Origin of the sequence: Burkholderia arboris, from assembly GCF_902499125.1 — a bacterium.
GTDB lineage: Bacteria > Pseudomonadota > Gammaproteobacteria > Burkholderiales > Burkholderiaceae > Burkholderia > Burkholderia arboris.
The window spans coordinates 179,645-195,939 of the sequence record NZ_CABVPX010000011.1; the positions used below are offsets into that span (position 1 = coordinate 179,645).

The 16,295-nt window shown below is 62.3% G+C and carries 10 protein-coding genes; 1 reads left to right on the forward strand and 9 read right to left on the reverse strand.

The features are described from left to right. Nucleotides 1-48: 48 nt before the first annotated feature. From pdeR to BLA15945_RS15975, 4 genes are all read right to left on the reverse strand, one after another. Nucleotides 49-2,052, reverse strand: coding sequence for a cyclic di-GMP phosphodiesterase (pdeR, locus tag BLA15945_RS15960; protein ID WP_059237621.1), 2,004 nt, complete (start codon nucleotides 2,050-2,052; stop codon nucleotides 49-51). A 561-nt stretch (nucleotides 2,053-2,613) separates the two neighbouring features. Then, on the reverse strand, nucleotides 2,614-6,258 hold the full coding sequence (locus tag BLA15945_RS15965; protein ID WP_174992885.1) for a hydantoinase B/oxoprolinase family protein: 3,645 nt from the start codon (nucleotides 6,256-6,258) through the stop codon (nucleotides 2,614-2,616). 120 nt (nucleotides 6,259-6,378) lie between these two features. Beyond that, nucleotides 6,379-7,677 carry an MFS transporter gene (locus BLA15945_RS15970; RefSeq protein ID WP_059237623.1) on the reverse strand — a complete coding sequence of 433 codons (1,299 nt, stop codon included), beginning with the start codon at nucleotides 7,675-7,677 and terminating at the stop codon, nucleotides 6,379-6,381. 82 nt (nucleotides 7,678-7,759) lie between these two features. Beyond that, entirely contained in the window at nucleotides 7,760-8,533 is a 774-nt protein-coding gene (locus BLA15945_RS15975) for a putative hydro-lyase (RefSeq protein WP_059237624.1), read from the reverse strand. Between the two features lie 206 nt (nucleotides 8,534-8,739). Here BLA15945_RS15975 and BLA15945_RS15980 point away from each other — a divergent pair, with 206 nt between their 5' ends. Next, a complete protein-coding gene (locus tag BLA15945_RS15980) occupies nucleotides 8,740-9,672 on the forward strand; it encodes a LysR family transcriptional regulator (RefSeq protein WP_059237625.1) in 933 nt (310 codons plus the stop codon). 1,030 nt (nucleotides 9,673-10,702) lie between these two features. Here BLA15945_RS15980 and BLA15945_RS15985 read toward each other — a convergent pair. Genes BLA15945_RS15985 through BLA15945_RS16005 form a run of 5 tightly spaced genes read right to left on the reverse strand, consistent with a single transcriptional unit; the run spans nucleotide 10,703 to nucleotide 16,295 of the window. After that, entirely contained in the window at nucleotides 10,703-11,266 is a 564-nt protein-coding gene (locus BLA15945_RS15985; RefSeq protein ID WP_174992886.1) for a hypothetical protein, read from the reverse strand. Next, a complete protein-coding gene (locus BLA15945_RS15990) occupies nucleotides 11,266-12,252 on the reverse strand; it encodes a glycoside hydrolase family 19 protein (RefSeq protein WP_174992887.1) in 987 nt (328 codons plus the stop codon). The genes BLA15945_RS15985 and BLA15945_RS15990 overlap by 1 nt, the downstream gene beginning before the upstream one ends. Nucleotides 12,253-12,268: 16 nt before the next feature. Next, nucleotides 12,269-12,724: a bacteriophage T4 gp5 trimerisation domain-containing protein gene (locus tag BLA15945_RS15995; RefSeq protein ID WP_217468157.1), complete on the reverse strand. Its 456-nt coding sequence runs from the start codon at nucleotides 12,722-12,724 to the stop codon at nucleotides 12,269-12,271. Between the two features lie 5 nt (nucleotides 12,725-12,729). After that, a complete protein-coding gene (locus BLA15945_RS16000) occupies nucleotides 12,730-13,554 on the reverse strand; it encodes a lysozyme inhibitor LprI family protein (protein ID WP_174992889.1) in 825 nt (274 codons plus the stop codon). Between the two features lie 50 nt (nucleotides 13,555-13,604). Next, nucleotides 13,605-16,295, reverse strand: a complete 2,691-nt coding sequence (locus BLA15945_RS16005; RefSeq protein ID WP_174992890.1) for a glycoside hydrolase family protein — start codon at nucleotides 16,293-16,295, stop codon at nucleotides 13,605-13,607.

Consider the following 16,295-nt stretch of genomic DNA (forward strand, 5'->3'; position numbering starts at 1 on the left):
CGCTTGCGGGCGGCGCCCCTTCATGAACGACGCTCAGGCGAACGATGCTCAGGCGATCAGCCTGAGCTTCCTCGTCTCCGCGAGCCATGCCTCGAATGCCTGCGCCGGCATCGGCCGCGCGAAGTAGTAGCCCTGCGCGTGATCGACGTCGAGCTGCTTGAGGAAATCGGCTTCCGCATGCGTTTCGACGCCTTCGGCGATCACCGCGAAATTCAGCGCCTTCGCAAGCGACACGACCGAGCGCACCAGCGCCTGCGAGCGCGGATTGCGGTCGATGCCGGTGATGAAGGTGCGGTCGAGCTTGATCGCATCGAGCGGCAGGCGCGACAGCTGCGACAGCGACGAATAGCCGGTGCCGAAATCGTCGAGATGGATCTCCGCTCCGAGCTGGCGAAACTGCCGCATCAGCCCGATCGCCGATTCCTCGTCCTCGATGAAGCAGCTCTCGGTCAGCTCGATGTCGAGCAGGCCGGGCTTGAGCCCCGCACCGTCGAGAATCGACGCGAACTGGTGCACGATGTTCATGTCCTGCAACTGCCGCGCAGACACGTTCACTGCGATCCGGATGCCGAGCCCCTTCGCCTTCCACGCCGCGGCCTGCGCGGCCGCGGTACGCATCACCCAGCGCCCGAGCGGCGCGATCAGCCCCGACTCCTCCGCAAAGCGGATGAACTCGATCGGCGCGACGAGCCCGCGATCGGGCGACTGCCAGCGGATCAGCGCCTCGACGCCGTGCACGTCGCCCGTCGCGATATCGACGACCGGCTGGTAGTGCAGCACGAACTGCTCTTCCTCGAGCGCCTTGCGCAGGTTCGTGTCGAGCCACATGTACTTCGCGACCTTCTGGTTCATCTCCAGCGAGAACACGCGGTACGTATGCTTGCCTTCTTCCTTCGCGACGTACATCGCGGTGTCGGCGCTGCGGATCAGCGTCTCGAGCGAATCGCCGTGCTGCGGATGCATCGCAATGCCGATCGAGCAGCTCGTGTACACCTCCATCAGCCCGAGGTGGATCGGCGTGCGCAGCCGCTCGAGGATGATCTGCGCGGTCGCTTCGAGCAGCGGACGCGTGCCGTGCTCGAACAGCACGAGGAACTCGTCGCCGCCGAGCCGCGCGAGCGTCGCGCCGGACGGCAGGCAGCCGCTGATGATCGACGACACATCCTGCAGCAGGCGGTCGCCGGTGATGTGCCCGTAGTGATCGTTCACGCGCTTGAAGTTGTCGAGGTCGAGGAACAGGATGCCGACCTGGCCGCGCGTGTCGGGGCTCTCCGCGTCGATCGCCGCGCGGATCTGCTCGCTGATCGCATGGCGGTTCGGCAGCCCGGTGAGCACGTCGGTGTTCGCCAGCTCGGTGAGCCGCTGCTGCGCGGTGCGCTCCTCGGTGATGTCGATGCCCGAGCAGATCAGGAACTGCTCTTCGATGCCGCTGCCGCTCTGCACGAACTTGTTGCGGAACTGGAACAGACGCGGCCCGTTGACCGTATTGATGTAGCGCTCGACCGCGTACGACTGGTTGCTCGCGAAAAAGCCCGTGATGTTGGTGCGCGACTGCGCGCCCTGCTCGGGGCTCATGAACAGCTCGAACGCGCTGCGGCCGATCACGTCGACCTCGCGCTTGCCCGTCACTTCCTCGCACAGGCGATTGAAGCGCTGGACCATCCCGTTGCGGTCGAGGATCACGACGAGCGAATTCACTTCGGACACGACCTGCTCGGCGAACGCGAGCCCGTGCGCGAGATCGCCCGCGACGGACACCGTATCGGAATAGGCCGACGCCGTGCCGGCCCAGTCGGTCGTGTTGAGCTTCTTGCCGACGAGATGGAGGCTGACCGGATTGCCGAACAGCGCGATCTCGAGCACGAGATGCGACGTGACGCCCGTCAGCGCACGGATGCGCGCGGCCTGCTCGCCCGTCAGCGCGACGGCGACGTTGGTCAGGCCGCGCACGGCGGCCAGCTCGAGCGCATTGCTGTCGCTGCCGAGGCGCCAGCAGGGGCTGCGCGTACCGACGTGCGCCTCGAGCACCGCGCTATCGTTTTCGTCATCCATGGAGCGCCCCGATCCAGAAAAAACGCACAGTGTAGACGGAGGCGAGTTGGCCGACCGCCTTCCCGGGCCGCGCAGTGCGCGTTCCCGGCAGGGCAGCCGCGATTGCCGTGACAGCGGTCCTCGTCCCGTACTTGTTTCCAGCTAATGCGACCCGGCGTTCGCGCGTGATGCGCGCAGGTTCTGCCTAACGAATGATGAGAGCCATCTTATCAAATGACGATGAGGATTGGCACTCACATTTAGAGCAGAGTGTCAAGGAATCGTGACTCGATTGGCAAGCCGGATTTTTCATGATTGGCGGCGTGCGAAACATCGGTTGCGGCAGTGCGGAACGGGGCCGGCGAGATTGACCGAAAGCCCCGCCGGGCGGGCGTTTCCGGTCGGATCCGATATATCGGGATTCGACCGCTTCCGCACCGTTCCGGCAGGGTCGGATCGCTTTCCGGCGATCCGGTTTTCGGCCATTTTTGATTCCGTTTGCGCGTGAATGCGTGGTTTTATTCCCCAGTCCGTTGCAATGTTTTCAGCCCCCGGCGCGGGCATCCGCGCCGGGGGCTCGAATCAGCCGGCCACGCCGTAGCCGCCGCCGCCCGGCGTTTCGACGACGAACACGTCGCCCGGCGCCATCTGCGCGCGGCCGATATGGTCGAGCGCCTCGACCGTGCCGTCCGCCCGCTCGATCGTGTTGCGGCCGAGCGCGCCGGCGCCGCCGCCCGCCGCGCCGAACGGCGCATGGATCCGGTTGTTCGACAGGATCGACGCGGTCATCGGCTCGAGGAAGCGGATCCGCCGCACCGCGCCGTCGCCGCCGCGCCAGCGGCCGCCGCCGCCCGACCCGGCACGGATCCGGTGCGAATCGAGCCGCACCGGGTAGCGCCATTCGAGCACCTCCGGATCCGTCAGCCGCGAGTTCGTCATGTGTGTCTGCACCGCGCCGACGCCCGCAAAACCGTCGCCCGCGCCGCTGCCGCCCGCGATCGTCTCGTAGTACTGGACCTTCTCGTTACCGAATGTGAAGTTATTCATCGTTCCCTGGCTCGATGCGACGCAGCCGAGCGCGCCGTACAGCGCGTTGGTGATGGCGGACGACGTCTCGACGTTGCCCGACACGACGGCCGCCGGATACTCGGGGTTCAGCATCGAGCGGGCCGGCACGATCACCGTCAGCGGCTTCAGGCAGCCGGCGTTCAGCGGGATGTCGTCGCCGACCAGCGTGCGGAACACGTACAGCACGGCGGCCATGCAGACGGCCTTTGGCGCGTTGAAATTGTTGTCGAGCTGCGCGGACGTGCCGGTGAAATCGATTTCCGCACACCGCGCCGCGCGGTCGACGCGGATCGCGACGCGAATCTCCGCGCCGTTGTCGAGCGGGTAACGGTACGCGCCGTCCTGCAGCGCGCCGATCACGCGCCGCACGGCTTCTTCGGCGTTGTCCTGCACGTGCCCCATGAACGCGAGCACGACGTCGCGGCCGAACTGCGCGACCATCCGGCGCAGCTCGTCGACGCCCTTCTGGTTCGCGGCGACCTGCGCGCGCAGGTCGGCCATGTTCTGCTCGACGTTGCGCGCCGGGTAGCGGCCCGACACGAGCAGCGCGCGCGTGTCGGCGTCGCGCAGCACGCCGGCCGACACGAGCTGCCAGTTGTCGATCAGCACGCCTTCCTCGTCGATATGCGTCGAATCGGGCGGCATCGAGCCCGGCGTCGTCCCGCCGATGTCCGCGTGGTGGCCGCGCGAGCCGACGTAGAACAGCGGCGTGTCCGAGCCGTCGGCAAATACCGGCGTGATGACCGTCACGTCCGGCAGGTGCGTGCCGCCGTGATACGGGTCGTTCAGCATGAACACGTCGCCGTCGCGCATCCGGTCGCGGTTGCGCTCGATCACCGTGCGGATGCTCTCGCCCATCGAGCCGAGGTGCACGGGCATGTGCGGCGCGTTCGCGATCAGGTTGCCGTCGCCGTCGAAGATCGCGCACGAGAAGTCGAGCCGCTCCTTGATGTTCACCGAGTACGCGGTGTTCTGCAGCCGCAGCCCCATCTGCTCGGCGATCGACATGAACAGGTTGTTGAAGATCTCGAGCCGCACCGGGTCGGCATCGGTGCCGAGCGAGCGGCGCGTCGGCAGCGGCGTCGTGCGCGTCAGCACGAGGTTGCCCTGCGCGGTCATTTCAGCACGCCAGCCGGGCTCGACGACGGTCGTGCCGTTCTTCTCCGCGACGATCGCCGGGCCGTCGATCGCGTCGCCGGCGAGCAGCGTGTCGCGCACGTACAGCGCCGCGTCGTGCCATTGGCCGCCGGAATAAAAGCGCACCGCGGAATCCGCGCGCGGCGTCGTGCCCTCACCCGCCCCGCGCGGCGCCAGCGGCGCAATGTCGACCGGTGCGTCCGAGCGCCCGATCGCCTCGACCGATGCAAGTTCGGCGACGAGCGGCGTGCCGGGCATCAGGAACGCGTAGCGCTGCCGGTAGGCGGCCTCGAACGCCTGCTGCATCGCGTCGACGCTGCCGGCCGGCACGTCGAGTGCCGAATCGGTGCCCTGGTAGCGCAGGTGTACGCGCCGCTCGGTCGCGATCCGCTCCGGCGGCACGCCCTGTTCGAGCAGCGCGCCGACGGCTTCGTCGGCCAGCCGGTCGAGCGCCGCGTTCAGCGCCGGCAACGATGCGCCGGACAGCACGGCCTCGACCGCGCGCTCGCGCATCGCGGTCTGGTCGGCCAGGCCCATCCCGTACGCGGACAGCACGCCCGCGAGCGGATGCGCGAACACCTGCGTCATCCCGAGCGCGTCCGCCACGCCACAGGCGTGCTGGCCGCCCGCGCCGCCAAACGTCGTCAACACGTAACGCGACACGTCGTGGCCGCGCTGCACGGAAATCTTCTTGATCGCGTTCGCCATGCTGCCGATCGCGATCTCCAGGAAACCTTCGGCCAGCGCCTCGGGCGTCTCGCGCCGCCCGGTCGCCGCGTGGATTTCGTCGGCGAGCGCCGCGAACTTCGCGACCACGCCGTCGCGGTCGAGCGGTTCGTTCGCATGCGGGCCGAACACGCGCGGGAAATGATCGGGCTGGATCTTGCCGAGCATCACGTTGCAGTCGGTAACCGTCAGCGGGCCGCCGCGCCGGTACGCGGCCGGCCCCGGGTTCGCGCCGGCCGATTCGGGCCCGACGCGCAGCCGCGCGCCGTCGAAGCCGAGCACCGAGCCGCCGCCCGCGGCGACCGTGTGGATGCTCATCATCGGCGCGCGCATCCGTACACCGGCCACCTGCGTCTCGAACTCGCGCTCGAACTCGCCGTTGTAGTGCGACACGTCGGTCGACGTGCCGCCCATGTCGAAGCCGATCACCTGGCCGAAGCCGGCCGCGCGCGCGGCGCGCACCATCCCGACGATGCCGCCGGCCGGGCCGGACAGGATCGCGTCCTTGCCCTGGAACGCATCGGCGCGCGTCAGCCCGCCGCTGCTCTGCATGAACTGCAGGTTCACGCCCGGCATCTCGTGCGCGACCTGCTCGACGTAGCGACGCAGGATCGGCGACAGGTACGCATCGACGACGGTCGTATCGCCGCGCGACACCATCTTCATCAACGGCGACACCTCGTGCGACACCGACACCTGCGTGAAGCCGATGCGGCGCGCCAGCTCCGCCAGCGCGCGTTCGTGCGCGGTGTAGCGGTAGCCGTGGATCAGCACGATCGCGAGCGCACGCACACCGCTGTCGAACACGCGGCGCAGCGACGCTTCGGCACCCTGAACATCGAGCGGCACGACGACGTCGCCATGCGCGCCGACGCGCTCGTCGATCTCGACGACGGTTTCATACAGCGCGTCGGGCAGCACGATGTCGAGATCGAACAGGCGCGGCCGGTTCTGGTATGCGATGCGCAGCACGTCTCGAAAGCCGTGCGTCGTCGCGAGCGCGGTGCGTTCGCCCTTGCGTTCGAGCAGCGCGTTGGTCGCGACCGTCGTGCCCATCTTCACCATGTCGACGTGCGCGGGCGTGATCGGCTCGCCTGCCGCGAGGCCGAGCAGGTGGCGGATGCCGGCCACGGCCGCATCGCGGTACTGCTCGGGGTTCTCCGACAGCAGCTTGTGCGTGACGAGCGTACCGTCGGGCCGGCGCGCGACGATGTCGGTGAAGGTGCCGCCGCGGTCGATCCAGAATTGCCAGCGCGCGGCGTCAGAGGGAACGGGGGAAAGGTGTCGGTCAGTCATGATGTCGGGTCGATGCGTCGTTGAATCGAGGGACGAACGCCGCCGCACGGCGCGCGTCGCGCGCCGTGTCACGGTGTCGATGAAAGGGGAAGGAAAACGAAGGGCGGGCCGCCCCGCCGCTTACGCGGCGTCGAGTTCGCGGCCGCGGGTCTCGGGCAGCGTCAGCGCGGCGACGATCACCACGCCGTATGCCGCGACCGCGAAGATGCCGATACTCGTGCCGAGCCCGTACTGCTTGGACAGCGCGCCGATCAGGAACGGGAACAGCGCACCGATCGCGCGGCCCACGTTGTAGCAGAAGCCCTGGCCGGAACCGCGCACGCGGGTCGGGAACAGTTCGGTGAGAAACGCGCCCATCCCCGAGAAGATGCCCGATGCGAAGAAGCCGAGCGGGAAGCCGAGCCACAGCATCGACGCGTTGGTCAGGTTCAGCGACGTGTACGCGAACGCAATCACCATCGAGCCGACCGCGAACAGGATGAAGTTCGGCTTGCGGCCCAGGCGGTCGGTCAGGTACGCGCTCGTCAGGTAGCCGACCCACGAGCCGAAGATGATCATCGCGAGATAGCCGCCGGTGCCCATCACCGTGAGGTGACGCTCGGTCTTCAGGAAGGTCGGCAGCCACGTCGTGATCGCGTAGTAGCCGCCTTGTGCGCCCGTCGTCAGCAGCGCCGCGCGCAGCGTCGTCGTGATCAGCTTCGGCGCGAAAATCTCGGTCAGGCGCGGCGCATCGGCCACCTTCGCCTGCGCAGCCTTCTCCTTCTCGTAGACGTCCGGCTCCTTCACGTAGCGGCGGATCGCGACGACCAGCAGCGCCGGCGCAAGCCCGACGAGGAACAGCGCGCGCCACGCCTGCTCGGCCGGCAGTACCGAGAACAGCAGCGCATACAGCAATGCGCACAGCCCCCAGCCGATCGCCCAGCCCGACTGCACGAGGCCGACCGCCTTGCCGCGATCGCGTGCGCGGATCACTTCGCCGATCAGCACGGCGCCGGCCGTCCATTCGCCGCCGAAGCCGAAGCCCATCAGCGCGCGTGCCGCGAGCAGCTGGTGATAGTTCTGCGCCAGCCCGCACAGCGCGGTGAACACCGCAAACCACAGCACCGTGAGCTGCAGCGTGCGCACGCGGCCGATCCGGTCGGACAGGATGCCGGCGATCCAGCCGCCGAGCGCCGACGCGAGCAGCGTGATCGTGCCGATGAAGCCGGCGTCCGCGAGCGAGATGCCCCAGGTCGCGACGAGCGTCGGGATCACGAACGACAGCATCTGCGTGTCCATCCCGTCGAGCATGTAGCCGACCTTGCAGCTCCAGAACGCGCGGCGCTCGCGCGGCTGCGCATCGGCGTACCACGAGAACAGGCCGCTGCGCTCGGGGCTCGCGGGCTCCGCGGCGGGCGCCGCGAGGGTCTTGCTTTCCATGGTGGTACTCCTGTCGTTATGCGCGTTCGAATGGCGATCGTGCGTGCGGTGTGTCATGCGTGTCTTTCTGCCGGCCCGGATTTCAGAATACGGCCAGCGACGCGTTCGTGATGTCGGTCATCAGCATGTGGCCGGGCGTATGCGCGATCGCGATCGGCAGCTTCGCGTCCATCAGCGCGGTTTGCGGCGTCACGCCGCACGCCCAGAACACCGGCAGCTCGCCGTCGCGGATCGTCACCGCGTCGCCGAATTCGGGTGCGTTCAGGTCCGCGATGCCGAGTTCCTGCGGGTGGCCGATATGGATCGGCGCGCCGTGCACGCCCGGGAACCGGCTCGTGATCTGCACCGCGCGGATCGCGTCGGCGCCGCGCATCGGCCGCATCGACACGACCAGCTGGCCGCCGAAGATCCCCGCGCGACGGTTCGGGATCGACGTGCGGTACATCGGCACGTTGCGGCCCTCCTCGACGTGGCGCAGGCCGATCCCCTCGCGGGCGAGCATGTCCTCGAACGAGAACGAGCAGCCGATCGCGAATACGACGAAGTCGTCGCGCCACAGCGCTTCCAGCGACTCGACGCGCTCGGTCAACCGGCCGTCACGGTAGACGTTGTAGCTCGGCACGTCAGTGCGGATGTCGAGATCCTCGCCGAGCGCGTCGATCCGGAACGCGCCCGGTTCGCCAACGCCCAGCAGCGGGCATGCCTTCGGGTTCGCCTGGCAAAAGCGCAGGAAATCGTGCGCGGCCGCGTCGGGCAGGATCGCAAGGTTCGCTTGCGCAAACGGGCCGCAGTGGCCGGCGGTCGGGCCGCGGAACGCACCGTGGCGCACGGACTGGCGGAATTCGGAAGGCGTCATGATGTTCGGTCGCAGATCGGGGTGGCGTCGGGATGACGGTGGCGTGTCATCGGATACGGCGAAGAATAGAAAAGAAAAAATTTTGTCGCCAACGAGTTTTTTTGCGTCTCTTGTATAGAATTTCTTAACGGATCTTGGGGTTTTCCCCGGTCCCGTTCACTTTTCCTCACCGGCAAGCTGCGCATCGACCCTTTTGTCCGACCGCCATGAACACGCGTTTTCTCGAAACCTTCGTCACGCTCGCGAAGCTGCGCAACTTCCGCACGACCGCGGCAGCGCTGCACGCGACGCCGGCCGCGATCTCGCAGCGCCTGAAGGCGCTCGAGGACGAACTGCAGACGGTACTCGTCGATCGCGACAGCCGTGAATTCCGGCTCACGCCGAACGGCGAGTACCTGCTCGGCTACGCGAAAGCCGTGGTCGAGGCGACGCAGGAGCTGCAGGCTGCCGCGTCCGGCGAAAGCGCGCTGCGCGGCAAGCTGCGGCTCGGCGTGATCGAGACCGTCGTGCACAGCTGGCTGCCGCACTATATGCGGCGGCTGGCGGCCGACTATCCGCAACTGGAAATCGACCTGACCGTCGACGTCAGCGTCGTGCTGCAGCGCCGGCTGATGGCCGGTGAACTCGACCTGATCATCCGCGTGGAAGGCAGCGACGAGGCGTCGGTCGTGTGCGATGCGCTCGCGAACTACCCGGTGCGCTGGATCGCCCGGACCGGGCTGCTGCCGAACACGCGCACGGGCCTCGCGCGGCAGGTGCTGCGCCAGCCGATCCTCACCTACGGGCGCGGCACCGCGCCCCATCGCGCACTCGAAGACATCGTGCGCACGCTCGCGCACGCGCACGGCGTGCCGCTGTCGGAGACGCGCATCACCGGCTCGCCGTCGATCTCGGTGATCGTACAGCTGGTGCGCGACGGTTTCGGCGTCGCCGCGATTCCGGTGCTGTTCGTCGATGCGCTGATTGAAAGCGGTGAGGTTGTCGAGCTGCCGCTGCAGCCGTCGCCGCCGTCGATCGTCGTGTCGATGTCGCGGCGCGCGGATGCGCCAAGGTTCGTGCACGGCGCGTCGATCGCCGCGCGGGCGGCGTGTCATGAGTATTGCGAGAAGAGTACGCGGAGGTTGGTTGAAGCGCTTTGAGGCGTGGGTCGCACCGATCTACATTGTTCGGTTTCCTGACAGTATGTCTCGCTGGTGCCGCGGACGGGCGCAGCTTTATTTCCCGATCCGGTCGCCTGAACCTATCCGTCATTTTGTCGGCAAAGAGCACGATGCTTTTTTGTCAATCAACAACACCATCCGGTGCCCCCGCGCCTCGTCGTGAACCGACGGCTCTGTATCGCACACCATCAAAACGGTAGCTTTGGGTTGCTATAAACGCCGCATTGCCACTTTGAACTTCTATATTGAGCATCCCACGCGAGGACCCTGATTTACCTACAACAGAGTAGCCTCTGGCATCCAAAACCACCTTGCCAACATGATCATTTCCCACACGCACAATCCAAATAGGGCCAAGGGCGGAACCCCACCCACACGCATCTTCCGTGGTGAATAGAAATACCTTGCCCCTGCCATCCAAATCGATTCGCTCGCCTATTAAACGACAACCCAAGGATTTGTAGACAGAAAACGACCTATGACTAATGATTACCCGAGTCAGATCGGGGCTTCGACCAGTCAGTTCTTTATCCTCTACGGTGCGATAGACCTCCCCCGCAGTCGCTGTGGAGACCCAAAACAGTACAGCGATAAGCACGCTTCGTCGCACGAAGATAGTCACGATCCCTCCATGATGTCCTTGCAGATGTTGTCTGTTTAACCATCATCGGCGCTTTCCCCGTACGCCTTCGAACTGCTAGTTGCCCCCGAGGACTCTAGCCGGCACTCAGAGAGACTTGCGATGGCTCCTGGTAAAACTTACGTTGTTTCCCACAGTTGCCGTTGTCCGCCGCTACCAGCAGATCGCCGAGCAGGCGCGCAGTGACCATATCCGTTAGAGTCTTGTAGAGGTTGTAGGCCCCTTCAACTTCGTCCGTTCTGCCCCGCAGCGTACCGCTGGTGCCGTGCGTGGCAAGTGTGATAGCCCCGCACAATTCGCTCAGCGTGACGATGAGTGTTTCTTAGGTGTGGCCCACAGGCAGTACCGACCAAGGAAGATGAGCCATCCTTAATTTTCTTTATAAACGGAATCCTGGATTAATCTAAATCGAATGACTTGCCTCTTCCAGCAGTTCTTGTCAGGCCTACATGAACTTGCATCTCCAAGAAAACCCCCAATGACAACAACCTTCTCGCCGTTGTTAAGCACAGACTTATAGCATTGCCCGGCCAATCCATTAATCTTTCCACCCACCCCCGGATTTTGGCACAGAGGATAACTTTCATACAATGTCCAACCATTAGTTTTTGAAATATAAACCTCATCAGCATATCCACCCAAAATAACTCGTCGCCCCAACTCCTCGATCACATATTGACCAGTTACCTCCGAGCACCTCACCAGCCCTAGAGAACACAGCTCTAGATTATCCACAGGGAACGGAGATTTAACCTTCCCCCTTATCTCAACTACATCATAATCATTTTTATTTATCAGCACCGGACTCCCAAAATAAAAATCCGACGGATAGGAAAACTTTACGCCTCGCAAAATAATCGCCCGGCCCTCCTCCGAAAAGGCATACTGAGTTGCGAGTAAAATTGAAATTACAGCCGCAAATAATTTTCTCATCACAGAGTGTCGCCGAATATTTCATGGATTCGAAGCGTATGATATACACGATTATTTAGAGCCCCAGCCGCACCATTAATTTGAACAGTTATCGCCCGCACGGCCGCCGTGTCCATTACGTTATCATCCGCAAGAACATTTATAGTGCTCCCATTATGTGGCGCACCACGATTAGGCGTTGCCTCCCAATACCACCCTCCCGCATCGATTGTCGTAAAATCGTCACTGAGAATGTAATCAGGTGCAGGACCATCTATAACTGGCCTATTGGCATTTGGATGATGAGGAGCCCACCAGTTAGCAGTAAATGAACGTCGATCAATCCACCCTCTATATACCCAGTATTCGGAGTAGTTATATTTACCCGTTAGCTGTTTTAGGCCGCGACCTCTATACCTATAACCGTCTCCCGGGAGATCATTGCCAAGTTTTCCTCCGTATAGTTGATTGCAACTCGCCTCTGTGCGTTGCTCGCTCATCCAAGTTAGAGTTCTCGACTCTTCCGCACCCTGACCAAATAAATGAGACATTCTCTTCATGTTTTGGATGATCAAGTATTTTCGAATTACTCTATTAATTTGTTTTCTGTATTTTTCTCTTCGACTATCAGATAGCGCTCGTGGCGCGACCTCATCAGACCCGCCATCAGTTATTCTTTTATATGTGCTTGGATATACATGCCTTAACTCATCCTCACTCAGCCATCCGCAGATCTTGAACGCCTCAACAAACTGCAGCGGATGAAAATGATAATGCTCCTTCTCGAGCGTCAGCCCTTTCTCCACCGCATCTTCCCAAAACGCTAAGGCCTGGTGATGGCGCTTAAGCCTTTCATACGCCGGATCGCCCAGGCACATCGGAAACACAATGTTTGCAACGGCGCTCTCTCCTTCGATGCCTTTTAGCCAGCTCCAGCGCTTGTCGAAATCGTTCCGTGCCCATTCGCTGGGCATCTTGACCACGCAGTAACTCAAGCGCTCGCGCATTTCGCCCGCCTGCGCTTTAGCGTATCAGCGGGCCCTTGAGCCGAATCACCACGGCGTCGAGAGTGACGCCGCCGTCGTCCAGCGTGATCGTGCCGCCGGGGCCGCGCAGGCGGATTACCTCGCCGGCGTGCAACTCGACAACCTTGGTGCGTTGGCGAATGGCTTGCCCCGCCTCCAGTTCGGCACGGCCCTGCACGCGCTGCGTTAGACGCCCACCGATATCCACCGTGTGATCGGCAGCCGTCTTGTCGCGGCGATGGTTGCCGACTTCCTCGGTTCGGTCCTTACCGGTGTGGATCGTGTGGTTGCGGCCGACGCTCAGGAAGTCGTCCTGCCCGATGTCGTGGCGTCGGTCCTGACCGCTGGTGACTTGCTCGTGTACGCAATTTGGTTCCGCCGCCTCTACCGCTCCGATTTGCAGGAAGCAAAGCATGCAGACTCTAATGGTAATGCAACGCGCGTCGTCATTCATGATCGTCAGCGACTCTCCATTAAATACGCGGCCCGATACCCGTCTAGTTGTTTCTTCATTGCCGCTTGGATGCAGTTTGAATTACTTCCACAACGGTTACGCTCTTTGAGCCAAGCGCGCTGCTGGCGCTGAATGTCGACAATACTTTCCGAAGACTGCTGCGCGTCCCGCAACGCCACGCGATAAGCGGAATCGACGCTCTTGTCGAATCCCGCCAATTCAAACGACCCGCAAATAGCCCACTCTGTAGGGAGCGTGGCCTTTGAGCAAGCAAAGGAGGGCGAGGGCTTGGCACCTGACGCGATCTTAGAGAGCACCAAGATCGTCTCGTCGTACCAGCTTAGCAACACCCGCTGTTTGCTCATCATAAGCAACCACGAACCGTTGTTGTCTCGATCGTTGTCGTAAATACCACCAAGCAAGCCATTCCAATGCTTTTGTCCGCAAAGCACATGCATCACTTGCACGTTCGTGTTTCCGGCCACGCCAAGTTCATAGTCTTTGGTCGGAGATCTTGACGAACTCTTTCCGTATCCGCCGAGATACACCCTTAGGAAATCGTCAAAATTCACGTCCTCCGGCGAAATCTCGGGAGTCACGCAATTCGTCTCATCTTCTGGTGTATTATTGGATATCTCGATACTACTGAAGTTAAACAATCTCCACTTAAGCCTCGGATCATCCCATCCGTAATTCACTCTCCCACCAAAGTTTTTGTTCACATGAATCTCAACAACCTCCCATTTCCCAATCAACCCTCCAGGCAACTCACCCGCACGCACCACTGGTAGCGATATAAAAAATAGAAAGACCACGAGCACCTTACTCACACTCCACCCTTGCTTTATAAATGCCTTGATTTTTCAAGATGCAATATTGATCAAAAATATGGAATCGAAATGGCCTCACCTTGAAATTCGTAACGACCATCGATCAGAAGATTAACTTCATCTTCCCGCCGCTTCACCAGACCACCTAGCACCACTCCACCCGACGACGCCCCTTCCCTTATCTTTCTCACGGCAGAGCTAAGATCCCCCGCATTAATCAGTGTCGCCAGACTACGCCACCGACCGGCAGGATTGTAAGCAAATGAAGTGAGCGCATCGAACTCGTTCTGAGTGAGAACCCGATCTATATCTCTTATCACTATTTTTTCATATGCGGGTACGACGACACGCAGCAACTCCGCTTCTTGCTGGCGATCAAGCCGAACCAGGCCTTTGTTTTCCGAGGCAAACTTCTTTGCCGCAGCACCTGTCAAACCTGCTGCACCTGAAATTCCGGTAGCCACGGCTTCGGAGAGTCCAATCTTTAGCATTTGCCCTCGAATGCTCGGGGCACTTCTTTCCCCCATGTCATATCCAGGTCCGAGAGTCACGCCACTGTCGCCACCTGGCCAATGCAGTACATTCGAAACGTTTTCGCGTGCCTCTTGCGAGTAGATGAACCAAAAACCTTTCCGCGACAAGCGACTTGCCGCATATCCAGAGAAACTGCAGGCCATGGCGACGGGATGGATGTGGAAGACAAACGGCTTAACCGGAAAGCCCTTTACTTTTCCTGCCACTTGATCCCACCACACTAACTGTGCGATACGCGCTTTCTCCGCCTCCCAAGCCGTCTTAGATGACGGGGGAATCAGCGCATCGTAGGCATCCCACGCCTTCTTGTCTGCCTTCCACTCACTCGGATAGCGCAGGATCACACGCGATAATTGGCGGATGGTGTCGTGATCGCGTTGAGCTGCCTTCACTTCGGCCAAGGTGAGCTGACCGTCGTGATCGGCATCGAGCAGCGCTCGCACTTCGCGCAGCGGCACGTCGAGATCGGCGTCCTTCATTCCCAATCGCCCGCGCTGAAACTCCTCCATCTGCTTGAAGTCGGCAAAATAGCTGCCGTAGGCGGCCGTGGTTGGCTTGGACTCAATCAGTTTGAAGTCCACCCACTCATGCGGCGAGTGCAGGGAAACACCAGCATGGCCCACTTCGCCTACCCAGCCGATGGCGGTGGTGCCACTGGTTTTCAGTTGCACCTGCCACCAGCCGTTACCCGCTTCATCCAGGGCAAACACCTTGGGTAGTTCCGTGGGGATTTGTCTGTCCGGTCTCGATTGCTGCATCATGAGCCGCGACACATGCTGCGGCTGCACACCGTTCTTGGGGCCGTTGGCTGCGAACGTCAGTGGAAAACTTCCCCACCCTTGCGGCAGATCGGCCGTCAGCAATTTACGTCCTTGGATACCGACCAGCGTGGCGTACGTGTCTTTGGTGATCCAAACGGGCGTCTGACTAATAGCCTCGACGAAAACCCCGCGGAAGCGCGTAGCTCCAGGTTGACCGACCGTCCCCTGCCGCGGCACGCGAACAATTTCCGCTGCCGCGTACACGGCCCCATCGTTGAGACGGAACAGATTGGCCTCCTTGGCACCCGTCGGCAACTTGGCTTTGCGGTCGATCCACTGCATCGCCCCCATAGGCTTGACCTTGACGTACAGCGCATCGTCAGGCGGCGTACCATCCAGCGCGACAATGGTATTCACCGGCAACAAACCAGCCTGCGGTGGTGCGAGTACCGGGTTATGCAACTGGGTATCTGGCGCCACCCGCAGCAGAGTTTTCTGCTGAGGCGTGGCCTTTGCCGCAGCAGCACGACTCTTTTCCAGAAAGGCGCGCAGTTCCGGGCCGACGATGATCTCGTGGTGCATCAGCTTGCGGCCCTGCCCCGGATCCTGTACTCGCCGGTACTCACCCATGTGGCCCAGCAGTTCCTCAGCTTTGACCGCCGGCGGGCTCGCTGGCGTAACCACGACATCAAAGTCCTCCGGCGCCTGGCCTAGTGCTTCCAGCCAGCTCATCGAGACCCATCCGCTATGCGCGGTGGCGGGCACCTCCGTCTGCGCGGTCGATGGCGGCACGATCGCTTTCTCGATCACGCGCTTAATCTTGACCCACTGTTTGTCGCGCTGGAGTACCGTGAAGCGAGCACCGTGTGGCAGGTAGCCAAGGACGGGCGAGTCTTTGGCGAACGAAGGTTTTGCACGCACGCTCAAACCGATGACCGGCTGATCGGTGGCCCCTTTCGGTACAGTTTGTTTCTCTTTGGCGGTTTCCTTGACGCGACAGATCTTGGCCGGCCAGTACGCGGGGCGCTTGACCACACTCCCCATGCGTTCGTATTCGCCAAACGAACGCAGGTGCATTGCCAAGCAGAAATACGTGAGCTTATTGCCGGTCGGGTATTCCAACGTATGCCGTGTCAGAACAAAGCCGGTACTAAAGCCGGCCGAGGTGGATTCGGCGGTCGTCGGCCCTTTGGCCGCCCCGGGGAAGGTCGGGTAGTCACGATTGATCCGGTAGGCGACCACTTCGCCTTTGGTCATGGCGCCGATGCCCTCGTCGAGGGACAGTAGGTTGGCCATCGCCGACTCATAGTGAATGCCGCTATGTGCGCCCGACGGTCCGAACACGTAATAGCCGCCGCTGGCCATGCCGAGTGCGCTGTAGTAGACATCGGCGTCGACCACGTCCTTTCCGGCCTTGTCCTTGAAGGGGTATTTGTAGTTAGCCAT